Source organism: Corynebacterium amycolatum, assembly GCF_016889425.1.
GTDB classification, from domain to species: domain Bacteria; phylum Actinomycetota; class Actinomycetes; order Mycobacteriales; family Mycobacteriaceae; genus Corynebacterium; species Corynebacterium amycolatum.
Genome location: NZ_CP069513.1, coordinates 1,235,296 through 1,258,419, shown reverse-complemented (window position 1 = coordinate 1,258,419; position 23,124 = coordinate 1,235,296). Strand labels below are relative to the sequence as shown.

At 60.2% G+C, this 23,124-nt stretch carries 19 protein-coding genes, 1 pseudogene and 1 riboswitch; of the genes and pseudogenes, 9 read left to right on the top strand and 11 right to left on the bottom strand.

Translation table 11 applies throughout. The features are described from left to right. Positions 1–30 precede the first annotated feature (30 nt). Together I6J19_RS05580 and I6J19_RS05575 are read right to left on the bottom strand one after the other, a co-directional pair. On the bottom strand, positions 31–2,265 hold the full coding sequence (locus I6J19_RS05580) for an ATP-binding cassette domain-containing protein (RefSeq protein WP_235191263.1): 2,235 nt from the start codon (positions 2,263–2,265) through the stop codon (positions 31–33). Positions 2,266–2,339: 74 nt separating this feature from the next. Further along, positions 2,340–2,921 (bottom strand): ECF transporter S component, encoded by a 582-nt coding sequence (locus tag I6J19_RS05575; RefSeq protein WP_235191264.1) that lies wholly within the window; start codon positions 2,919–2,921, stop codon positions 2,340–2,342. Positions 2,922–3,383: 462 nt separating this feature from the next. Here I6J19_RS05575 and I6J19_RS05570 point away from each other — a divergent pair. Then, positions 3,384–4,488 (top strand): annotated as a pseudogene (locus I6J19_RS05570) (IS110 family RNA-guided transposase); the annotation flags it as partial. A 183-nt stretch (positions 4,489–4,671) separates the two neighbouring features. Here I6J19_RS05570 and I6J19_RS05565 read toward each other — a convergent pair. Beyond that, the gene (locus I6J19_RS05565; protein WP_038626244.1) at positions 4,672–6,123 is read right to left on the bottom strand and encodes a glyceraldehyde-3-phosphate dehydrogenase; all 1,452 of its coding nucleotides are present in this window, start codon (positions 6,121–6,123) and stop codon (positions 4,672–4,674) included. A 183-nt stretch (positions 6,124–6,306) separates the two neighbouring features. Between I6J19_RS05565 and I6J19_RS05560 the strand changes: the two genes are divergently transcribed. From I6J19_RS05560 to I6J19_RS05550, 3 genes are all read left to right on the top strand, one after another. Further along, entirely contained in the window at positions 6,307–7,200 is an 894-nt protein-coding gene (locus tag I6J19_RS05560; protein ID WP_038626246.1) for a Cof-type HAD-IIB family hydrolase, read from the top strand. Between the two features lie 108 nt (positions 7,201–7,308). Then, a complete protein-coding gene (locus tag I6J19_RS05555) occupies positions 7,309–8,955 on the top strand; it encodes a peptide chain release factor 3 (protein ID WP_038626248.1) in 1,647 nt (548 codons plus the stop codon). A gap of 67 nt (positions 8,956–9,022) precedes the next feature. Next, the gene (locus I6J19_RS05550; protein ID WP_038626251.1) at positions 9,023–10,723 is read left to right on the top strand and encodes an FUSC family protein; all 1,701 of its coding nucleotides are present in this window, start codon (positions 9,023–9,025) and stop codon (positions 10,721–10,723) included. On the opposite strand, the gene I6J19_RS05545 is transcribed toward I6J19_RS05550, so the two are convergent. Together I6J19_RS05545 and pnuC are read right to left on the bottom strand one after the other, a co-directional pair. After that, positions 10,720–11,379, bottom strand: a complete 660-nt coding sequence (locus I6J19_RS05545; protein WP_016423226.1) for a hypothetical protein — start codon at positions 11,377–11,379, stop codon at positions 10,720–10,722. The two genes, I6J19_RS05550 and I6J19_RS05545, sit on opposite strands and share 4 nt — an antisense overlap. Positions 11,380–11,389: 10 nt before the next feature. Beyond that, positions 11,390–12,109, bottom strand: coding sequence for a nicotinamide riboside transporter PnuC (gene pnuC, locus I6J19_RS05540; RefSeq protein ID WP_038626253.1), 720 nt, complete (start codon positions 12,107–12,109; stop codon positions 11,390–11,392). A gap of 10 nt (positions 12,110–12,119) precedes the next feature. Further along, a riboswitch (FMN riboswitch) is annotated at positions 12,120–12,289 on the bottom strand. A gap of 96 nt (positions 12,290–12,385) precedes the next feature. Here pnuC and I6J19_RS05535 point away from each other — a divergent pair. Further along, entirely contained in the window at positions 12,386–13,180 is a 795-nt protein-coding gene (locus I6J19_RS05535; protein WP_070431890.1) for a YwiC-like family protein, read from the top strand. A gap of 51 nt (positions 13,181–13,231) precedes the next feature. Next, complete coding sequence (locus I6J19_RS05530) at positions 13,232–14,188, top strand: MinD/ParA family ATP-binding protein (protein ID WP_187402482.1); 957 nt, start codon at positions 13,232–13,234, stop codon at positions 14,186–14,188. A 36-nt stretch (positions 14,189–14,224) separates the two neighbouring features. Here the strand turns inward: I6J19_RS05530 and I6J19_RS05525 are convergent, their stop codons facing one another. The 4 genes from I6J19_RS05525 to ftsE form a co-directional block, all read right to left on the bottom strand. After that, positions 14,225–15,352 carry an enoyl-CoA hydratase/isomerase family protein gene (locus I6J19_RS05525; RefSeq protein ID WP_038626259.1) on the bottom strand — a complete coding sequence of 376 codons (1,128 nt, stop codon included), beginning with the start codon at positions 15,350–15,352 and terminating at the stop codon, positions 14,225–14,227. 90 nt (positions 15,353–15,442) lie between these two features. Then, complete coding sequence (gene ppk2 / locus I6J19_RS05520; protein ID WP_038626261.1) at positions 15,443–16,348, bottom strand: polyphosphate kinase 2; 906 nt, start codon at positions 16,346–16,348, stop codon at positions 15,443–15,445. An 83-nt stretch (positions 16,349–16,431) separates the two neighbouring features. Continuing rightward, positions 16,432–17,334, bottom strand: coding sequence for a permease-like cell division protein FtsX (gene ftsX / locus I6J19_RS05515; protein WP_038626263.1), 903 nt, complete (start codon positions 17,332–17,334; stop codon positions 16,432–16,434). Between the two features lie 48 nt (positions 17,335–17,382). Beyond that, positions 17,383–18,072: a cell division ATP-binding protein FtsE gene (ftsE, locus tag I6J19_RS05510; protein ID WP_038626265.1), complete on the bottom strand. Its 690-nt coding sequence runs from the start codon at positions 18,070–18,072 to the stop codon at positions 17,383–17,385. A 420-nt stretch (positions 18,073–18,492) separates the two neighbouring features. On the opposite strand from ftsE, the gene I6J19_RS05505 reads away from it, so the two are divergent. Next, entirely contained in the window at positions 18,493–19,866 is a 1,374-nt protein-coding gene (locus I6J19_RS05505) for an HNH endonuclease signature motif containing protein (protein WP_038626267.1), read from the top strand. A gap of 2 nt (positions 19,867–19,868) precedes the next feature. Here the strand turns inward: I6J19_RS05505 and prfB are convergent, their stop codons facing one another. Further along, entirely contained in the window at positions 19,869–20,981 is a 1,113-nt protein-coding gene (gene prfB / locus I6J19_RS05500) for a peptide chain release factor 2 (RefSeq protein WP_038626269.1), read from the bottom strand. Between the two features lie 47 nt (positions 20,982–21,028). Between prfB and I6J19_RS05495 the strand changes: the two genes are divergently transcribed. Together I6J19_RS05495 and hisN are read left to right on the top strand one after the other, a co-directional pair. Next, positions 21,029–21,889 (top strand): inositol monophosphatase family protein, encoded by an 861-nt coding sequence (locus I6J19_RS05495; RefSeq protein ID WP_038626271.1) that lies wholly within the window; start codon positions 21,029–21,031, stop codon positions 21,887–21,889. 10 nt (positions 21,890–21,899) lie between these two features. Then, positions 21,900–22,700: a histidinol-phosphatase gene (gene hisN / locus I6J19_RS05490; RefSeq protein ID WP_038626273.1), complete on the top strand. Its 801-nt coding sequence runs from the start codon at positions 21,900–21,902 to the stop codon at positions 22,698–22,700. Positions 22,701–22,742: 42 nt separating this feature from the next. On the opposite strand, the gene I6J19_RS05485 is transcribed toward hisN, so the two are convergent. Beyond that, a complete protein-coding gene (locus I6J19_RS05485; RefSeq protein ID WP_016423238.1) occupies positions 22,743–23,081 on the bottom strand; it encodes an ArsR/SmtB family transcription factor in 339 nt (112 codons plus the stop codon). Positions 23,082–23,124 lie beyond the last annotated feature (43 nt).

Sequence of the window (23,124 nt, the reverse complement as noted above, 5' to 3'; positions counted from 1 at the left end):
GGCCCGGGACCCGCCGGTTCCGGGTGCCCGTCAAGTCACTGCGGACACCAGGGCGACGACGAAGGCCGCGGCGGACGCTGCGGCCACGAACCCGTCACGCACTCGCCAGGGGTGATCGGTGCGGAAGGTGCGCCGCGGATGGCGGCCGAAGTTGCGCATCGCCAGGGTCAGGGACAGCTTTTCGGCGCAGCGCACGGCGCTGACGAACAAGGGAAAGGCGATGCACGCGGGCGTCGTCGCGCGAATGAAGCCGGAGCGGAAAGACTGCCCCGGTCGCATCGAGCGCAATCTAATCGCCCATGTCAGATGGGGGATTTCGCTGCGCAGGAACGCCGCGATGCTCACCCCGGAAATCGCTATGGTGCACCATGTGTAGGGCACCCGGAGGCGTTGCACCATGGCGTCGAAAAGCTCCTCGACGCGCATGCACGCGGAGACCAGGACCGTCCCCGCGAACACGGCCGTCAGCAGCAGTCCGTGATGGATGCCGTGGCGGACGGCCTCCGCCGGATCCCCACCGCCGTAGAACTCGGAGCGCCACCCAAGCAGGCCGAAGAACACCCCGATCAACAGGACGAGGAGGACCTTCCCCGCCGTCGCCCGAACGTCGCGTTCCGCGATCGCAGCGAGTGCGAGGAACGCGACCCCCGTCAGCGCGAGAACGGCATCTTCGCCGGAGAGCAGCCCGGCGACGAGGACGAGCATCACCGCCGCGACAATCGTGATGGTGTTCAACCCCGCGCGCCTCCGAGCGGCGGATTCACCGGTCCAGGGGCTTTCGTCCCCGGACGTCCGTACGCCGGCCGCGGGCAGTGCGCGATCCCGCCGGGACGACTCCGGGGCAGCCGGCACGTCGGCCGCGGGACCGGACCAGGCGACCTTCCCTTCGGTGACGATGCTCGCCCGATCCGCCCACGTTCGCGCGGCACGGCGGTCGTGGCACGTGAACACAACGGTTCCGCCGGCCCCGGCGTATTCCGCTAGGGCATCCAGTACGATGCGCGAGCTCGGCGAATCCAGGTGCGCCAACGGTTCGTCGAGAAGCAGCAAACGGCGATTGGCCGCCACCGCCAGGAAGATGCCCAACCGTCTTTTCTGTCCGCCCGACAGGACGAACGGCGAGACGGGGTCAAGTGCCCGGGGGCACAGGGCTTCCCGCAGTTTCCGCAGCTCATCGGCGCCGAGTGGCCCGTGCGGGTCCGTGCCGGCCAGCGCGGAGTCGATTTCCGCGGCGACGGTCGCGCGGGTGAACTGGTGCTCGGGGTTCTGGAACGCCAACGACGCGAAGGCGTCGGGGACGCGCCGGGCAGACGCGCCGTCAATCCGGAGGTCCACTCCCGCCTTCATCTGGCCCGACAGCACCGCCAGCAAGGTGGACTTACCGGCTCCGTTGGCACCGACTAGGGCATGAATCTCGCCCCGTTCCAGTGTCAGATCGGCCCCGTTCAGGATCCTCTCCCCGCCTCGGGTCACGTGGGTTCCGGTCAAGGCCAGCAGTGGAACGGCATCCGCCTCCGATTCCGGATTGGGACGGTCCGGCACCCCCGTGCCCGGCGTACTGGCGTCCGGCGTTCCGGCGGTCGCGGCCGTCGTCGCAATGCCCTTCACCGCGATGCCATCCGGCGCTCCGTGGGCGGCGACGCTCCCGTCCGCATCGAGGATCGTCACCGTGTCGACCCACCCGTCGAACGGGCGGAGGTCGTGCTCGATGAGCAGGATGACGCGCCCCGGGGCCCGCAAATCACGGATGGCGGCGAACAGCGACCGGCGACCGTCCTCGTCGACGTGGGCCGCGGGCTCGTCGAAGATCATGACCTCCGGCGCCCTGGCCACCGCACCGGCGATGGCCATCCGCTGGCGTTGCCCGCCCGACAAAGCCCACGGATCCTTCTCCGCGAGCTCTGACAGGCCGAGCTCCGATAGAGCCTCGGCTGATCGCTTGGCGACGATACCGGCTTCCACGAGGGAAAACTCGAGGGCCATGGCCACGTCATCGACGACTCGGAGCGTGAGCACCTGCGTCGCCGGGTCTTGCCCGACGAAGGTGACCAGGTCCCCGTCCACGGGGCGTTCGGTGCCGTCGGCATCGACGATGTGCACGAATCCGGCATGGTCGATGGGGATGTGCGAGGGAATCAGTCCAGCGATGAGGTGGGCCAGGCTCGTCTTTCCGCATCCCACGGGTCCCGTGATGGCGTTGATCGTGCCGAAATCGAAGGAGAGATCCACCATGTCGGGTGCCCATCGCCCATCGGCGTGCCGCACGCCCGCGCCCCTAACCCGTAACCGGGCCGGGGCCGTCCCGCGTGTCGCACCGGCGCACGCGGGTGCTCCGCCGGTCACCGGGTGACCCCGCGGCTGCGAAGCCCCTTTGCGACGGCAAAGCCCAGGACCAAAAACACCAAGCTCGATGCCAAGGCTACGGCGAAGCTGATCAGGGTCATGGGAGTGGTCGGCGAGTCGACGCCGACTGCGCGCGGGGCCATCGGTCCCATCAGCGCGGAGAACAACATCGCCGACGCCACGAACTGGGGACGCGTCCACCGCCGGTACAGGGTGACCATGAACGGAAGCTCGATGAGCAATCCTTCCATAATCAGCGCCCCGATTGCGGCGATGCCGAACGGGGTGGTCGCCGCGGACACGACGCCCATGGCAAGGCACGCGATGAGGCTCGCGCCAAGCTTGCGGACGACGATGAGGGGAACAACGCACTGCAGGAACCACAACCCGAGCGTCGCCGCGACGAGATAAACGTGGGCGATGCCGGCGAACACCTGCAGGTAGGTCAGGGGCACGATGATGAGAGACCCCGCGACGCCGATTGCGGCGGCGACGAGCATGTCGCGGGTGGATGGTCGGCCACCCGCTGCGACCGGTGCGACGTGCACCAACCGCCCGTCATCCGTCTGCGACGCCACCGCGTCCCCGGCTCCCCCTCCGGAGAGGGGCTCTCCGGTCGATCCACGTTTTCCGTTCATCGTCGCCGCCTCGCTTCCGTTGCCGGTTCCCGATCGGGAACACCACCTGAAACAGTCTTAGGTTAGGCAATGCTTATCGCATTACGCCAGGCTCAATTTACTTACCTTACCCCCGCTCCCCCCCCGTTACCGTGATGGTGCCCCCCTCACGGGGCGCGGCCACCAGGCCCGGCATGGCTTATCTGCGTGGATATTTCCATAATCCGGGGGTGTTGCCACCGGGCACCGGGGACAACCGCTGACAGCTAATAGGGACACGGACCAAACAGAGGTCTCGTCGTAACGTGGGTGCCTGCAACGGATGTCCAAGACACCGGCGACCAGCCGCAACAGAAGGACACCACCATGGAACCGTCCACAACACCCGACATCATCATCGGCCTCGACGTCGGCTAAACCGGCCACCATGCCTGCGCGCTGACCAACACCGGCGAGAGAATTTACGACAAACCACTGCCCCAAGACGACGCCGCACGGCGCGAAATCTTCGCGTCCATGCAGGCCCACGGCAGCGTTGTCATGGTTGTCGATCAACCCAACACGATCGGCACCCTGCCCATCGCCGTGGCCCGCGACTGCGGTTGCACGGTCGGAGACCTCCCCGACCTAGCCATACGAAAAGCAGCCGATCTCTACCCTGGACGATCAAAAACCGTCCGCCGGGATGCATTCATCATCGCCGACACCGCCCGCACCATGCCGCACACACTGCGGGCAGTCGACCGCGACGACGAGACACTAGCAGCGCTGAAGATGCTCGCCGGATTCCACGACGACATCGCCAAAGACGCCACCCGAACGAAAAACCGCCTTCGCAGCGTGCTCACACAGATTCACCCCGCACTCGAGCGCGTCTTTGCAGGCGAGATTCTCTCGCGCACGCTGGTGCTGGACTCGCTCATCCACTACGAAGGTCCGACAAAACTGACCGCCGCAGGTCGAGGCCGGGTCCTGAAGTGGATGCGCAACCGCGCCAAGAAGGACCCTGCTGCCCTGGTTGACGCAATTTTCGCCGCCCTTGCCGAGCAAACTGTCACGGTATCCGGCACTGCAGCAGCAGAATTGGTCATTCCCAGCTGGCGGCGAACATCAAAGCGCTTCAAGCACAGCGCGACACGATCGCCGGGCAAGTCGAGGAGATGTGCGAATCGTTTTCCTCTTGCCCAGGTCTTGATGTCGATGCCCGGCGTAGGTATCAAGACCGCTTCTAACATCTTGTGGTCCATCGGCGATTGCCAGGACTTCGCCGGCGCCGCGCACTTGGCCGCTTACGTCGGCATTGCGCCGACCACCCGGCAGTCGGGTACGTCGGTTCGCGGCTAGTTTCCTACCAGGGTCGGCAATAAGCAGTTGAAAAAACGCGATGTTTCGATCGGCGTGGATCGCGTCGAACTGCCATCCCGCATCGTGCGACTACTACCTGCGTAAACGGGCTGAAGGACAGAAGCACAATGCCGCGGTGATGTGGCTTGTCCGGAGCCGCTGCAACGTCATCTATGCCCTGTTGACTCGGCCCATGCATCCGCGCCGAAGCCGCGCAGAACCACGTCCACCAGCGGTAGGCGATAGCGGCCTCCCGCACCGAAAGCTCCGTCCCCTCCCCTGCCCTCCCCATCGCCTCAAACCCCATGGTTTAGGAGGGGGAAGAGGGCGTTCGAGGGCTCAACAGCTCAAGCCCAGGACCGCCGACTTACAGCTCGTCGATGTGCTTGCGCTTCGGGTAGACGCGCGGGCGAGCACCGGCAATCTCCTCAGCGATGCGAACGACCTGGTTGGAGTAACCGAACTCGTTGTCGTACCAGACGTAGAGCACTAGGTGCTTACCGTTGGCGATGGTAGCCAGACCATCGACGATGCCAGCGTGGGTGGAACCAACGAAGTCGGTGGAGACCACTTCTGGTGAGTGGATGTAGTCAATCTGCTGGCGCAGGACGGACTTCAGGGAAACTTCGCGCAGGTAGTTGTTAACCTCGTCGCGGTCGACCTCAGTGTCCAGAGTCAGGTTCAGCACCGCCATGGAAACGTCCGGGGTGGGAACGCGGATCGCGTTACCGGTCAGCTTGCCCTCAAACTCCGGCAGAGCCTTGGCGACGGCCTTTGCGGCACCAGTCTCAGTGAGAACCATGTTCAGGGTGGCTGCGCGACCACGGCGGGAACCCTTGTGGAAGTTGTCAATCAGGTTCTGGTCATTGGTGAAGGAGTGGACGGTCTCGACGTGACCGAACTCGACGCCCCACTTGTCATTGACGACCTTCAGCACCGGGGTGATGCCGTTGGTAGTACAGGAGGCTGCCGACAAAATGTTGTCAGAGTCCTCGATGATGCTGTGGTTAATTCCGTAGACGATGTTCTTTACATCGCCCTTGCCCGGCGCGGTGAGCAGAACCTTGGAAACCCCCTTGGACTGAAGGTGCTGCGACAGTCCCTCACGGTCACGCCAACGACCGGTGTTGTCAATGACAATCGCATCGTTAATGTCGTAGGCGGTGTAGTCAACAGTTGCCGGGTCGTTGGAGTAAATGACCTGGATCGGGGTGCCGTTTGCCCAAATAATGTTGTTTTCGCGGTCAACCGAGATGGTGCCGTCGAATGCACCGTGGACGGAGTCACGGCGCAGCAGCGAAGCACGCTTGACGATGTCGTCCTCACCATTCTGGCGAACCACAATCGCGCGCAGGCGCGGACCGTTGAACAGTGCCTCACGAGCAAGCAGAATGCGGGCCAGCAGACGACCGATGCGTCCGAAACCGTAGAGGACAATGTCGGTCTTCGGGGTGTGAGTCCCGGCACCGATAACCTCGGCAAGCTCCCGCTCGAGGAATGCGCGCAGGTCGCCGCCTTCCTCTTCGAAGCTGGTAGCCAGGGCACCCAGGTCGATGGAGGCGGTGCCGAGATCCATCTTCACCAGTTCCTGCAGAATCGGCAGAGTCTGGCTCAGAGGCAGCTCCTGCGAGGTAATGCGACGGGCGTAGCGGTGCGACTTAATGATGCCGGTCTCGGTGACGTTTTCCAGTCGGCGGCCGAAGATTGAAGTCACGACATCGTTGTTGCGCCGCAGCTGTCCCAGGAGGGGGATCATCTGCTCTGCAAGGCTGATGCGCTCATTCCAGTCATTGCGCTTGATGGGGGCCGAATCCGACATAAATCCTCCTGGCTTAAATGAATATGAGTTCCCCCTCAAAATACCCCGCACACGCCGTTCACCGGCTATCGCCCTCAACTGGGTACCCCGTATTGTGGCCCAGCTTTCACCCAATCGGGGGAGGCATTGGGAGGCGACCTGAGGAAGAAAAGTGAACCCTACTTACCCGTTAGAATTAAAGCCATGACGGAACCCCTGGATATCCAGCAGCAATCTCCTGCCCAGCCGCCATACCGCCTTGTAGTCACGGATATGGACGGGACTCTATTAAATGAAGACAAGGAAATCCCGGATTCCTTTTGGCCGGTAGTCACCGAACTGCTCGACTGCGGTGTCCACTTCGCTCCCGCATCGGGCCGCCAGTACGCCACTCTGGCCGACCAGTTCGCCCCCATTGCACACCGCATCCCAATCATTGCGGAAAACGGCAACTATGTCGCGGATGCGGGCGAGGTGGTCTCGGTTACCAGTATCGACCACGACATCGTCACCCAGTTGGTACACGCGATCCGCCAGTTCAACGACAACCGAGTGGCAGCGGGGCGCACTCCTCTATCGGTTATCATCTGCGGCGCTGCCAGCGCATACGTGGAGTTTTTCCCGCCGCATTTCAATATTTCGGAGGAAGTTCAGCAGCTGCAATTCAACGAGGCCGCCAAGTACTACTTGAAGCTGCAGAAGGTCGATGATGTCATCGTCGCCGCCGCCGAGGACGGCATCGTCAAAATTGCCGCCTTTGATCCTTACTCCGTCGAAGACGAATCCGCCGATTACTTGCGTTCCCAGAGCCCGCACCTGCGCGCGGTAGTCTCCGGTGCACATTGGGTCGACCTCATCGACGCCAACACCAACAAGGGCACGGCACTCGCCGCCCTGCAGGAGGCCCTCGGTGTCTCTCCTGCCGAAACTGTCTGCTTTGTTGACTACCTGAATGACCTCGAGCTCATCGACCACGCAAGCCGTTCGTTTGCCATGTCCAACGGTCACCCGGAAATCAAACGCCGCGCCACCGACATCGCACCGTCGAACGCGGAGGAAGGCGTCATCACGACGCTGCGCGAACTGTTCAACCTCTAACGTCGCCCCAACGTAATTGACCCCTTACCCCACTGGAGCGGTAAGTTAGAAAGGTTGAACCCGATTCCCTTATTCCGATTTTCTTTTTAAGGAAAGCGTAGTCTCCCTGTGACAACTCTCGCCGAAGAAGCAGCACGCCGCCGCACATTTGCCGTCATCGCACACCCGGATGCCGGTAAGTCCACGCTCACCGAGGCGCTGGCACTGCATGCTCATGTCATTAACGAAGCCGGTGCTGTCCACGGCAAGGCCGGCCGCAAGTCGACTGTGTCCGACTGGATGGACATGGAGAAAGATCGCGGCATCTCGATTGCCTCTTCCGCGCTGCAGTTCGAGTACCAACCAGAGGGGCACGACGGCGAACCATACATGATCAATCTCGTCGATACACCTGGTCACGCCGACTTCTCCGAAGACACCTACCGTGTGCTCACGGCTGTCGACGCCGCTGTCATGCTTGTCGACGGCGCCAAGGGTCTCGAGCCTCAGACGTTGAAGCTGTTCCGGGTTTGTAAGTCCAACGGAATTCCCATCGTCACGGTCATCAACAAGTGGGACCGCCCGGGTAAGGCTCCCCTGGAATTGATGGATGAGATTGTTGCGGAGATTGGCCTGCAGCCGACACCGCTGTACTGGCCAGTCGGCGAGGCGGGTGACTTCCGCGGTCTACTGGAGCGTGGCGAGGACGGTGAGGCCAAACAGTTCATCGGCTTCGAGCGCACTGCCGGTGGTGCCACCATTGCCGCCGAGCGGCACCTCACCCCAGATGAGGCCGCCGCAGAACAGGGCGATGCCTGGGAGACGGCAGCCGAGGAGTCCGAACTGCTCTCCGCCGATAGCGCTGACCACGACCAGGAGATGTACCTCGCTGGTGACACCTCTCCGGTGATTTTCGCCTCGGCCATGCTGAATTGGGGTGTCCACCAGATCCTGGACACTCTCTGCGAACTGGCTCCGGCACCTGGCGCCCGCGAGTCCGACCCGGCTGCCGTTGCCGCTGCTGCGGCTGGCGGCCAGGGAGCTATCGTCGAAAAGCGCGAACCGACGGATGATTTTTCGGGCGTCGTGTTCAAGGTGCAGGCGGGTATGGATACGCACCACCGCGACAAGCTGGCGTTCATGCGCGTTGTCTCTGGTGAGTTTGACCGCGGCATGCAGGTCACGCATGCGCAGTCGGGACGCAGTTTTTCTACAAAGTACGCCCTGACAGTGTTCGGTCGGACGCGTTCGACCGTGGAGACGGCCTACCCGGGCGACATTGTCGGCCTGGTCAATGCGGGTTCGCTGGCGCCGGGTGACACCATTTACGAGGGCCGCAAGGTTCAATTCAAGCCAATGCCTCAATTCGCGCCGGAGCACTTCCGCACCCTGCGCGCCAAGAGCCTGGGCAAGTACAAGCAGTTCCGCAAGGCTGTCGACCAGCTCGATGCCGAGGGCGTGGTGCAGATTCTGCGCAACGATGCCCGCGGCGATGCCGCCCCGGTCATGGCCGCGGTCGGACCGATGCAGTTCGAGGTGATGATGGCGCGCATGGAAAACGAGTACAACGTCGAGACCATCGCAGATCCCATCCCCTACTCCGTCGCCCGCCGCACGGACGAAGAGACCGCGCCGGAGCTTGCAAAGCAACGCGGCGTGGAGATCTTCACGCGTTCCGACGGCGCCCTCATCGCCCTCTTCGGCGACAAGTGGAAGCTGTCATTCATTGAGAAGGAGCACCCGGAGTTCACGCTCGAGACGCTGGTCGCTGACTAAAGTTCTCGGTTGCACACAGCGGCAGCGCCAATAACAACCCAATAGAGATAAGGAGATTTCACCAACATTGAGCCAAACGGTTGAGCTTCCTCCGCAACCAAGTGCATGGCAGCTTTTTACTGCCTTCCACTCCCGTGCGCAGAGATGGCCCGGTGCCCTCCGCGCAGCACTCGCGCTATTCCTGCCGGGTGCCGTGGCACTTCTCACCGGCCATGGCTCGGAGATGCTCCTTATCGCCGCTGGTGGTTGCGTGGTCATCTATGGCGAAGGCCACCCCTACCGCAGTCGCCTGCGCGTGATGGCCATCGCCGGACTGTGCCTGGTCGCCGGCGTTATGTCCGGCAGTTTTGTTGGATCAGTGGTCCACAGTGAGATCGCTTCCGGCGACAGTAATCTATGGCTGCTGCTCATCGCACTTTTTACCACGACGCTGGCTACCGCCGGCGCCTTTATCCAAAACGCACTGCGCCTGCCACCACCAGGTTCATTCTTCATTGTGATGGTCTCAGGCGGTACCACAATGGTCGCCCGCCTTGGCTTCAACCCGGTTGAAACCGCCATGTGGGCTACCGTTGGTGTGCTTTCGGCGATAGTCATCGGCATGGCACCGCGGTTATGGAATCCGCACGGCCCCGAGATGGCGGCCGTCCAATCCCTTGAATCAGCCATCGAGGCGATGGAAAAATCAGACTCGACATCGTTCGCCGTTCATCACCAGGCGCAAACTGCACTCACCGACGCATGGGAATCGCTTGCCGACGCAGGCATCATCCGTGGCAGCAAAATCGTCAAGCCCTCCCATACGGAACTGGTCAACCGTGTCATCGCTGCTCATCAGCGACTGATTGCTATCCGCGGCCGCTTGGGCGTGCACGGCAGCGCTGTGGACATCGTGGACACACCTAACCTTATCGACGAGACACAGACAACCATTCCACTCGCTCGGCCAAGCGTAAGCTACCGAGTCTTCCGCTCTTTCGAGCGCTATTCTCACGCGTCGATGACTGCGACAAAGGTGGCTATTACTGGCGGCTTAGCTGGTCTCATCAGCGTGCTAGTCGGTCTTGACCGGCCTGACTGGGCGGTGGTCAGCGCATTGATGACTCTACAGTGGGGCCCCGACCGCACCGCCGGTTCGATTCGAGGAATTCACCGCATGGTGGGCTCGATTATCGGCATTTTCCTCTATGCGCTGCTCTTTTCCTTTGGCCTGGACAGCTGGACGCTACTTATCGCGCTTGCAGCCTGCCAATTCGGCGCGGAGATTCTCGTGGTGAAGAACTATGCGCTGACGACGATCGTCACCACTCCGCTGGCGCTGCTGCTGGGCGGAAATGTCGCTGGCGAGCTCGCACCGATTGTGACCGATCGTGTTTTGGAAGTCGGTATCGCCTGCGCGCTGGCTCTCGCTGTCCTGCACTTCTGGCCGACCGAGAGCATTGAGAAGCACTACCTGCGTCATATTCCGCGCTGCTATCGACAGATGGGTGCTCTTCTCGGCGCGCTGCTAACCGGCACTCCGAATCAGGCACTCGATATTCGTCGCGATCTCCAGTACGAGCTGCTCAGCGAGCGCCAGGCCATCTCGTCTCTGGCCACCAACGACCCCAAAATCGCCGCTCCGCACTGGGATGGGCATCGTCGCATTCGCACGGCCGGTTACTTGCTGTTGGACTACTGCCGTACGCATCCAGATATTAGGCCTTCTCACGAAGAGATTTCCAAGCTCGCCGAAGTGGTTCAGGCAGCTAAGTCCGAGGAATACTAGTCCTCCGGCAGCGGAGGCTCCTTGCGTAGGTCGCGGGCGGTTGCCCGGCGTACCTCGCGCGGTTCCTCCTCCGAGCCCCGCGAACGGAACTTGGCCGCAATGTCCTTCAACGAAGACGACAGTGGCGGCAGCTTCTCCAGCGCGTCACGGCCCGCGTCCCACGCGTCGGTAGCAATGTTTTCCGCTTTCCGACGGAACTTGCGGACCTTCTCCTCACGCTGACGCTTAGTCTCTGCCGCGTCATTTTGCCGCTCGCGCTCACGCTCAAAGGCGGCGACATCGCGGGCCTCCGCGTCGGAAAGCCTCTTTGAAGCGTGTGCCGCGGCGTCCCACGATTCCTCCAGCGACTCCGCGAGGTGCAACATGGCATCGATGCGCTTTTCAACTTCGCGCAACTTCTCGCGGTAGCCCCGTTGAATGTCGTAGCGGCGCATGATGCGGCGGGCACGAGTGGCCTCATTGCGCCAGGTGATGATTGCGCCCTCAGAAATCGACTCATCGACGACGAAACGCATCGTCCACGGGTCGACATCAGCGCTGGCCAGATTGTTGCGTACCCGCTCCTCGCGGTCGAGGACGTCCTGCACGAGACTGCGAGCACGCTCTTCGGCTTGATGGGCGCGGTTGGTACGGGAGTTATCTGGTCGGAAGCTCACCTGGACTATCCTACCGCTCGGCTGCTGCCAAAGCCGGTACTTGGTCGGTCTCGGAGCTCTTCTGCTGGTTATTGTCGTGCTGGTGCTCGAGTCGAACCCAGGAGACAAAGCCCCAAATAACGAAGCATCCGTAGAAGAGGTACAGCGCTGCTGACGGGTAGTAGCCACCCTTGAGCAGCAACGGCACTCCCACGGCGTCAACGGCAATCCAGATCAGCCAGAATTCGTTCCAGCCGCGGGCCATGCCCCAGGTCGCTAGCATCGAACCGACGAAAATCCAGGCATCGGCCCATGGCCCCCACGAGCCCAGCATCTCAAAGACATTGGCACAGATCACTGTTGCGAAGATAGCCACGGCAATCATCCCAATGCGTTCCGTTACCGTCGCCCACCGCGGCTCAATTGCGACCTCATCACCGCTCTGATTGCGGCTCTTGACCCAGCTGAACCACCCGTAGAGACTGACGACGATAAACATGACCTGACGCCCAGCCTGGCCATAGAGATCAAGATTTTGCGGCGTGTGGAAAACTCCGCCGAGGAAGACGGTAAACAGCAAGGCATTTCCGATAATGCCGACCGGCCAAGCCCATACCTTGCGTTTCATACCTAGGAAGGCACACGCGAGGCCAAAGAGGTTACCAACAATTTCTCGAATTAAGATTGGTGCTCCCGCCACACTGAGCTGTGCAGTGAGGAAACCCACCAAAAAATCCGACGCGTATTCCACGAATTATTCAACTCCTTCTCTTTCATCCGGACTATGACCGTCGGTTTCGGATTCCAACCGAAATCTGCTTGTCCCCTACCTGATGACCCTTCTGGCCACAGGTAGGGCGCTCGTGGACTTGTCTGCGTCAGCCGCAGCTTCACCACCGGTGAGGAATTTCACCTCGCCCTGAGAATGCGATTTCAACGTTAGCACTGTCGCCTTGTGCGCATGTGCATTTTATTCAATGAGGATCTAATACAGTCCCGACATAATTACGAATCTATAATGCGCAGTATGAGCCAAAAGCCCCGCCAGCCACGTCCTTCCCGCCCCGCCCGCCGCTCCCACCACAAGCGCTCCGCTGGCTGGGTTCCGGACCAGCACGGCGCTTGGTTCATGGTCACCATTCCCCCGCTGACTGCACTCGCGCTCAACCCCACATGGACAGGACTCTCGGTCACCGCGACCTGGCTGCTCGGCTACTTCGCGTTCTTCGCCGTCAGCGTCTGGCTCCGCTCTCGTCGCCAACGCCGCCATCTGGCACCCGCCGCCACATACACCGCGCTCACCGCCGTCGCTGGCTGCATCACTCTGCTTGCCGACGTTTCCCTTCTCACCTGGGTCGCCCTCATCGCCCCTCTTGCCGCTATCGCTATTTGGGAAACCTACCGCCGCCGACCGCGCTCACTTCTCTCTGGTATCTCCACTGTTCTAGCCGCCAGCCTCATGGTGCCCATTATCGCCGGGCCAACCCCGAAAGCCTGGGCAATTGCGGCTATCTACGCTGGATATTTCGTCGGCACCGTGCCCTATGTGAAAACAATGATTCGCAAACGCGGCAGCCGACAGTGGCTCATTGGCTCGGTCACCTACCACGCCCTCATTACCGCTGCGGCCATCATCGGGTGGATCCTGCTCCGCGACCGGAATCTCATCAGCATCGGTGTGCCCATTGTCGCCATTGGGCTTCTCATCAGGTCTTTTGCCATGCCAATCTCCGGTGCTCGCCGCGCTAAGCCGTGGACACCCAAACAGGTCGGAATTCTCGATGCTGTCTTTGGGCTCGCCGTGGTCCTGGCCGCATGGTAAAAACAACGGCGGGGATAAACTTTGGGGAATTTTGGGGAGGGGACGAAGTCTATGACTTCCACCAAACACGCAGTCACTCACGCAGTTTCCGTCTCAGACTTGGCGGCTAGCCTGAACTCGCGGCAGGCACCACAGTCGGGCTGGCGCAGCTGGGTTCATAAGGCTACCTGGGGCGCAATTTCGCCGCGGGAATCATCGTCGGCACGCAAGCAACGCGAGCTGATAGAGCGGGCGCGACAGCCTATCTACGGTGACTACAACATCGCTGTTGTCAGCGTGAAAGGTGGCGTCGGCAAAACGTCAACAACCATGTGCCTGGGCGCCACGCTTGCAAGCCTGCGCAGTGACCGAATCGTCGCAATCGACGCGAATCCGGACTTTGGCACCCTCGGTGCACGCGTCACCGCGGCCAATCCCGCATCAATTCGCGATCTGCTCCGAGCCCCGGATACGGACAAATATGCGCAGGTCCGCGCGTACACATCTCACACTCCATCGCGTCTGGAGGTTGTCGGCAGCGACCAAAACCCAACATCGACGATCTCGCTTTCCGACGGTGAATACTGCGCAGCCCTCGACATCCTTCGGCGTCATTACAATGTGAGCCTGACTGATTGCGGTACTGGCCTGACGCAGCCCATCGCCGCTTCGATTCTTTCTGCGGCCAATTGCCTGGTGCTGGTCACCACGCCCGCACTGGACGGCGTGAAAAGCGCCTGGACGACGTTGGATTGGCTTTCAGCGCACGGCTTCGAACGGCTGGTTTCTACCACTGTCGTGGTGGTCAACGAGCTAAATAAACAGGGGCTGTCCACAGAGACCGTGCACGAACTATTTGCCCAGCGCTGCCGCGCAGTGCAGGTCATCCCCTATGACCCGCACATTGCGAATGGTGCAAATATCGAGCTGGACAATCTCCAGCCCGCCACTACCCAGAGCTATCTCGAATTGGCGGCCATGATTGCCGATGATTTCGCGCCGACGACTGGCCGCCACAGCTTTGTCTAGCACTGGCCTATTTAGCCCTATTGAGCGCAATCTTATTTAGCTCAGGTGCTGACGAATCCCCTCGACATCGACCTCCTGAACGGAGGCGGGCTTGAAGGTGGCGTCGCGGTCCTTGTCCACCAAAACCGCCCGCACGCCTTCGGCAAAATTGGGGTGCTGACGCATGTAAGCGCCGAGCTTCATCTCCCGGTTCAGAGCCTCCTGCAGCGTAACCTCCGGACCCGCGTTCGCTGCATAGAGCTCCACTGCCGCCACGAGACTCTCCGGGTTGGCGGGTGCCAGCAGATCGCGGAAGGTCTCCACTGTTGACGACGCACAGGAGCCAGCCTCTGCGACTTCGTTGAGAGCACGCTCAATCTCCAACCAGCTATCAGCGCCGAAGCAGGCCTCGATGCAATCGCTCCACTCGGCCAGCTGCGCCTCACCGAGCAGTTCACGAGCCTCAGCCGAGTCCACATCGAGCGCATACTCCGCAAGCGCCGAATCAATTCCATCTCGGTCCAGTGCCGCGACGAACTCGTCCAGTTGCGCGGATGGCACCGCATGCGTTGCCCATCCAGCCCACAGCATGTCCGCCGCAGTTAGGCGGTAACCGGTCAGTCCTGCAAACCGAGCAATCGCCGGCGAAGGCCCTCCCAACTGAGTGTTCACATGCTGCGAAAAATAGGTAATACCCACGTCAGGCACAAAGCCGATTGCCATTTCTGGCATGGAGGCGCTGGCTCGCTCAGTCACGATTCGGTGGGAGCCGTGCATGGAAACTCCCAGGCCACCGCCCATAGCGATGCCATCAATAATCGCGATATATGGTTTGGACTGCGCAAATTCCGCAATCATCGCGTTCATCTGGTACTCGTCCCGGAAGAACTTCTCCCCCTGCTCCGGAACACCATCGAGCACAGCCTGCCGAACTGCGCGCACGTCACCACCGGCACAAAACGCCTTGGGGTGACCGGATGAAACAACAATGTGATCCACCGAGTCGTCGTCACGCCATGCGCGGAGCCCCTCGACGACCTCGGTGACCATATCCAAATCGAGCGAATTAAGCGCCTTCGGCCTGTTCAGCCGAAGGTGGCCTGATTGCCCGTGGACTTCTCGCAGCACCTTTGGCTCATTGACCTCGGTGCGTGCAGTGCCAGAACCGTTATCAGTAGCAGTCATGCCACCCAGTGTGACACAGATAACTATCTATGGAAAGGCTCTGGCTTGATGGAACGACTGACGGCGGCGAGAAATGCCTAAACAAAGAAGCTACTTCTTCTTGCTCTTCTTGTCCTTCTTATGCTTCTTATGCTTCTTGCCCTTCTTATCGGACTTGCCTGCACCCTTCACACGGTCAGCTTCGAGCTTCGCGGCAACGTCCGGCACATAGCGGAATTCAGTACGCGGCGGACGCTCGTAGCTCCCCTCAGACTCCGGACGCTCCGGAATTTCCGGAACATCCCGCTGAATGTGCTCGTACGGAATGGTGGTCAGCAGGTGGTTGATGACATTGATACGCGAGCGCTTCTTGTCCTCGGACTCAACCGTGAACCACGGTGCGGACGGGATATCGGTGTGGATGAACATCTCATCCTTAGCGCGGGAGTAGTCCTCCCAGCGAGTGATGGACTCCAGGTCCATCGGCGAGAGCTTCCAGCGGCGCAGCGGATCTTCACGACGGGACTTGAAGCGAGCAACCTGCTCCTCGTCCGACACGGAGAACCAGTATTTGCGCAGGATAATGCCGTCTTCAACCAGCAGACGCTCGAAGATTGGAGCCTGGTGCAGGAAGCGACGGTACTCCTGCGAGGTACAGAAGCCCATGACGCGCTCAACGCCGGCGCGGTTGTACCAGGAGCGGTCGAAAATCACGATCTCACCAGCAGTCGGCAACTTTTCGACATAACGCTGGAAGTACCACTGCCCCTGCTCACGGCTCGTCGGAGCCGGCAGAGCCTCAATGCGACAGGTACGGGGGTTCAGGTACTGCGTGATGCGCTTAATAGCCGACCCCTTGCCGGCAGCGTCACGCCCCTCCATCACGATGACAATTCGGGCACCGGTTTCTACCACCCACTGCTGCATTTCGACGAGCTCTGCCTGGAGCTTTTTGAGCTCGGCCTCATAAGCCTTCTTGTCGAGCTTCGGTGGGCGCTGGACGTCGTCATTATTCATAGTCCTCAGCTTACCTGGCACCCTGCCCTGACCCTATTCACCGGGTTTAACCGAGGGGTCTAATCGCAAACCTAATTGGAGCCCTAGTCACGCGAGTAAAAACGCAGCGTGACCTGCGCAACAAGCCCAGCAAAGACCATGCCGATAATGACCACGATTGGCGCCACCACACCAATATCGCCGTTGGTCAGCGGCGCCAGAAGCTGTGCCTTGTACAGGTTACTCAGCGCCGGATCGATGACCGTCGCCTTACCCAGGAACAGCGCACCGATGGCCAGCAGACCACCAATCAGCGACGCAATCACCGCCTCGAGGACGAACGGCGCCTGTGTGAACCAGCGGCTGGCACCGACCATGCGCATAATCTCAACTTCCTTACGACGCGAGAACGCCGCAATCTGGACCATGTTCGCAATCAGGAACACAGCGGCAACGGCCTGCACCGCCGCCAGCAGGAAGGTCGCATTTCGCACCGAGTCCAGGTTCTGAGCTGCAGTACCGATCTCTTCATGCTGGTCAGTAACGTGGTCGACCTGTGGCAGCTCCCGAATCGGATCCAGCGGGCTGACATCGGTCGGGTCGCTCAGACGCACCATCACGACAGCAGGCAGCGACTCCGGCGTCGCATTTTCTACGAGCACGGGGTCGCTATCCTTAAACATCTCCACGAAGTGGTCAAAGTTTTGCTGACGATTTCGGAAGGTCACCGAATCAACGCCGTCAGTCTCTTCAAGCTTGCCGACGACCTCAGCACACTCCGGCGAGGAGCAAGTTTGGTCCTCGGCGGAGATTTGTTCATTCAGTTCGATCTGCACTTCTACGCGATCGAGATAGAGATCCTTCGTGCGGCTGGTCTGCTCAGTAACCAGGATGCCGGTCGCAAGCAGCGCCAACGACACCGCGGTCGTAATAATCATCGCGATGGTCATCGTGATGTTTCGGCCCAAGGAGGAGAAAGCCTCACCGAGGACAAAGCGAGTCTTCATAGGTCAGTAATACCTTTCGAATGAGTTCTTCTACCGATGGACTGTCTGTTAATTGTTCAGGCCGTAAACACCCGTGGCGTCGTCACGCACGAGACGCCCCAGCTCCAGCTCCAACACGCGGCGACGCATGGAGTCGACGGCATCGTTGTCGTGAGTCGACACGATAACGGTCGTCCCCATGCGATTGATGCGGTCAAGCAAGAGCATGATGTCACCGGAAGTGCTTGGGTCGAGGTTGCCGGTGGGCTCGTCGGCAAGCAAGATGAGCGGGCGGTTGACGAAGGCGCGAGCAATGGCAACGCGCTGCTGCTCACCACCCGACAACTCGTGCGGGTAGCGATTTTCCTTGCCCGAGAGCCCGACCATTTCAAGCGTTTCCGGAACAGCTTTGTCGATTTTCGCCTTCGGCTTGCCAATAACCTGCAATGCGAACGCGACATTTTCGTACACGGTCTTCTTTTGCAGCAGGCGGAAGTCCTGGAAGACGTACCCCACCTTTTGACGCAATTTCGGGATGTTGCGGCGAGAGATCTTAGTCAAATCCTGGTCTGCAACCGTCAGTTTTCCTGAATCCACTTTCTCTTCACGCACCATAAGGCGCAGGAATGTCGACTTACCAGAGCCCGACGGTCCAATAAGAAAGACAAACTCACCTTTATCTATGTGGACTGAAACATCGTCGAGAGCTGGTCGGCTAGAAGTCGAGTAGGACTTGGTAACCCCGTCGAAAGTGATCATAGATAGACACTCTAATCACTTAAGCCACTCAAGTCACTCTGGAATGCGTGGAATTGGGCGCCGGAATAGCGAGGCTGCGGAGCTAGGTGACATTGCCCCCCCCCCAGAGCGCGCGACCACACAGAAGTGCACGCTACGACAGTATTCGAAAGAATTTTCTCAAGAATCTCTACCCCCCTTTACTTCGCCTACATGTTCGATTAAAATGAGCGATGAAAGATTAAACGCGAGGATTAAAAACACCAAATAACGTCGCCGAGCTGCTTAAAGCTCGGAAAACTGACACTCAGAGTTAGTCGAAAATATTTTCCCTACCTCTTCCTTATTTCAACATTTCAACATCCAGGCCTTATCTTTCAGGGGGATTCAACAATGGCCAGCGGGGAACATATACCACGGAAACGCACTTACGCTGCGGCGATGGAAGCAACAGCGCCACGCTTTCACCATGAGATTTCTCAAACAGCACCAGCACGTCTTGGAATTGGCCGTAATCGAGCTGATCTGCAGCTTGCCCTTGCTTGTGTTCCGTCTTCTTCAACAAAAGATGTCGAAGATTACATCGCCAAAATCGCTCCAGCTCTTGGCATGTCGCGCGGGAGAACACTCCAGTACATCGATATCGGGATGCAGCTAGAGCGGCTCCCGCGGTTGAAAGAGCTTCTGCTCAAACGCGCACAGCTACCGCTTCCCCACATGCGGGTCATTGCCACAGCCCTCCTCCCCTTGGATGACGCCTCTACTGTGAAATATTTCGAAGACCATCTCCTCGAACTGATCACGCCGCGAGTCGATGGTGAAGTTCTTCGCGGGGTTCGGAGTCTTCAACAGAATATTCAGCGATTTATTAATGAAGTCAGCCCGCTATTGCGCCCTAAAAATGAGTACGACCCGCCGATTACTTCGTTTCAAAAAGGCATCGAGCAAAAAGCTGGCGAATCTATAAAGTTCGAGTTAAAGGACAACCTCACTGAAGTCACCATGGAACTGATGCCTGAGCGGGCAATTGAGTTTCAGAAGGTCTTGGAAGAAATTACCGCTGATCAGGACTGCGACTTCGTCGAGGCTTTTTCACACCTTCTGCACGGGACTGCTCAGGTCACCGCCACGTTGAATCTGTACTGCCCACTTACTCAAGACAAGCCACAGGAGGCATGGATCGGCGGTCTGGGGTGGATCAACAAAATCGCCACTGAATCCTGGCTCGATCGAGTCACTAGCATCCGGCTACTAGCGGACGAGAAAACGGAAAAGTACTCGCCAACAGAGCGACAGCGTACTTACGTCCAAGGTAGAGACGGCACCTGCCGCTTTCCCGGATGCGATGTCGATGCAACGAAGTGCGACATCGACCACATTCAGCCGTATAACCACGAGAATCCCGAAGAAGGTGGCCAAACCGAAACGCCCAACCTCCATTGCCTATGCCGCCGGCACCACAATCTAAAAACGGCCGGTCTTTGGAATGTCGTGCGCGATATCGACGGCGTGGAGTACTGGACCTCCGCCACTGATCAAAGCACCGAAAAAGCTGCGCTTATCAGTACAGAAACAGGACCGCTCTCCGGCCACGGTCGCTACTCTTTCGACCTGCGCAAGACAAAGAAAGCACAGACACTCAAGGAATACAACGAGCAGAGGTTGGAACACCTCCGCGAATCACAGGAGCTGACAAATCAGGCTCGCGAAGAACTGGGAATGAACAAAAACGAGAGAAACGGAGAAGCCGACGAGCCCACCACACCGGAAACACCCAAGGCACCGGAAGCGCCCGAAGACGAACCGCCCTTCTAGCACTACTCCCCTTCGGACTGCTGGGCCATGCGCCAGCGAATACCGGCCTCGATGAACCCGTCGAGGTCCCCGTCGAGGACCGACTGTGGGTTGTTGACTTCGTATTCGGTACGCAGATCCTTCACCATCTGGTACGGGTGCAGCACATAAGAGCGCATCTGGTTACCCCACGAGGCATTACCACCGGCGCCAAGGGCGTCCAGCTCCGCGCGCTCTTCCTGGCGCTTCTTCTCCAGCAACTTCGCTTGCAGAACGCGCATGGCAGATGCCTTGTTTTGGTGCTGCGACTTCTCGTTCTGACAGGTCACCACTATGCCGGTTGGGACGTGTGTAAGCCGGACCGCGGAGTCCGTGGTGTTCACCGACTGTCCGCCTGGGCCGGAGGAGCGGTAGACGTCGATACGCAAATCTGACTCGGGGATGTCGATGTGATCTGTTTCCTCGACGACCGGCAGCACCTCTACCTCGGCGAAGGAAGTCTGGCGGCGCCCCTGGTTATCAAAAGGACTGATGCGAACCAGACGGTGTGCGCCCTGCTCGACCGAGAGGGTGCCGTACATGTACTCGCCATGGACGACGAAAGTAGCGGACTTAATACCGGCCTCTTCAGCGTAGGACGTGTCGTAAACCTCGACCTTATGCCCGTGTTTGTCGGCCCAGCGCAGGTACATGCGCATGAGCATCTCGGCCCAGTCAGCGGCATCCACGCCACCGGCACCGGAGCGGATGTTGATGACCGCCTCGCGCTCGTCGTAAGGCCCCGAAAGCATCGTCGTGACCTCGAGGGATTCGATGTCGGCACGCAGCTCAGCGCGTTCGGCATCGGCCATCTCGACGGCGTCGGGGTCGCCCTCCTCTTCCGCGAGTTCGTACATCACGGAGAGATCGTCGAGGCGCCCGCGCAGCGAGTCAATCTTTTTCTTCTTCGCCTGCGCCTGCGACAGTGCACTGGTGACCTGCTGCGCGTGGTCGGGGTCATCCCACAGCGACGGGTCGGCGGCCTGGGCTTCCAACTCCCTGATCCGGTCGGAAAGCTCGTCGACATCGACCACCTTCTCAATGGTGGTCAGCGTCGCGTCGAGTTCTTTGAGGTCAGCATTCAGATCCGGGTTCACGGGTACTACCTTAGCTATACCTCCTGTTTCGGTGCACAATAGGACGTATGTCTGAATCCACCGCCAGCCAAGATTCCAGCCAAGACCTAGAACTCTTTCTCTCCCAAGTTTCCGAGTCAATTGTGGCATCGGATACCAGTGTTGCGGTTGCCATCGTGAAGCGTGCCGCTGCCATTGCTGCTCGCATGCGCGACGAAGGCCTGGTCACGGAGTACAAGACATCGATTTCCGACGTCGTCACCGCGGCCGACCGCGCAGCGGAGAAGTTCGTCGTCGAGGCCTTGGCCGCGCTCCGCCCGGAGGACGGCATTCTTGGCGAGGAAGGGTCGGCGAAGGAATCCCAATCGGGTCGCACGTGGGTGATTGACCCTGTCGATGGCACCTACAATTTCACCACTGGTTCGGACTACTGGTGCAGTGCGTTGGCGCTGGTTATGGGCGATGCGAGCAATCCGGATGAGGTCATCCTCGGTGCGGTGCATCGCCCGGCAACGGGCGAAAGCTGGATTGGCGGCCCCAATCTGCCGACCAGTCGTATCAACATTGACGGCACTATTGACGACCTTCGAGTCACTGACCATCCGCTCTCGGAAGTCTGCGCAGCGACCTACCTCCACACCGCGGTGGTGAACTCGAGCGAGGAATCCGAGGTCACGGCCACAAAGTCCTGGCTGGATGCGGTGTCTCGCAGCGCTACCTGGCGCATGCTGGGCTCAGCGTCGGTGGATATGGCCGGCGTAGCCGATGGCCGCATCGGCGTATGGTTCCAGCGCGACGTCGCGGCCTGGGACTGGCTGCCGGGATACGCACTTATTAAGGGCGCAGGCGGCGAATGCACGTCGGTGGGGCGCTGGAAGCTCGCGGGCTCAAGCGGCCAGGTCGCAGAGTTACGTGAGGTTCTGCGCTAGAATTTCGGCCATGACCACCTCTTACTCCGAAGATCTCGCCCTCGCACTCTCGCTTGCCGACGCAGCCGACGACCTCACAATGTCCCGCTTCGAGGCGGCCAACCTAGTCGTCGAGTCCAAGCCCGACCTCACACCGGTCTCCGATGCCGATATCGCGTGCGAAAAGCTGCTCCGCGAGATTCTGTCGGACAAGCGCCCGAGCGATGAGGTCCTCGGCGAAGAATTCGGTGGCGAAGCTGTGTTTGAGGGCCGTCAGTGGGTCATCGACCCCATCGACGGCACGAAGAACTTCGTGCGCAATGTCCCGGTCTGGGCCACCTTGATTGCCCTGTTGGAAGACGGCAAGCCGGTTGTCGGCGTGGTTTCCGCCCCTGCGCTGGGACGTCGCTGGTGGGCGTCCAAGGGCGACGGCGCATTCAAGCGCGTGCAGGTCGGCGGCCGGGAAGCCGCTGAGAGCCGCATTGAAGTCTCGAAGGTAGCAGATGTCGCGGACTGCTCAATCTCCAACTCTTCGCTCACAGGTTGGGCCGAGCGCGATTTGCGCGACAACTTCATCGGTCTCACCGATGACGCCTGGCGCCTGCGCGGCTATGGCGACTTCTTCTCCTACTGCCTGGTAGCGGAGGGTGCGGTCGATGTCGCCGCGGAGCCGGAGGTTTCCCTGTGGGACCTGGCAGCTCTTGCGATTCTGGTGGAGGAAGCTGGCGGCCGCTTCACTTCTCTAGCGGGTGTCAACGGGCCGCACGGCGGGGACGCGGTTGCGACGAATGGGTTGCTTCACGACGCCGTCGTCAAGCGCCTGAATAGGTAACCAGAGTTTTCCAACCTATCGCAATTTGCGACGAGCGGCTCACTACCTCCCGTCCGCGTGACCGATATCCAGGATACGTCGCAGCTCAGCAAATACCTCAGGGCGTACCTCATGGGTTACTACCCGTCCACTCTTAGATCTAGTTAGCAGCCCGGCATCCGCCATGGTCTTTAAATGATGCGACACCGTAGGCTGACTAAGCCCAGAAACAGCGGCCAGCTCCCCCACGGTCATCGGGCTACAGCCAGCGGCAGCGAGCTGAGACAAAATTTGCAGGCGCGCCGGTTGCGCCAGCGCTTTGAAGAGCGTTGCCGCAGCCTGCGCTTCCGCCGCGTCGAGAGGCCGACCGCCAAGTGCACAGCATTCTGAGATTTCGTCCATACCTGTTGAGGCTACACGGCCTCCCCTCTAAATATATTGACAA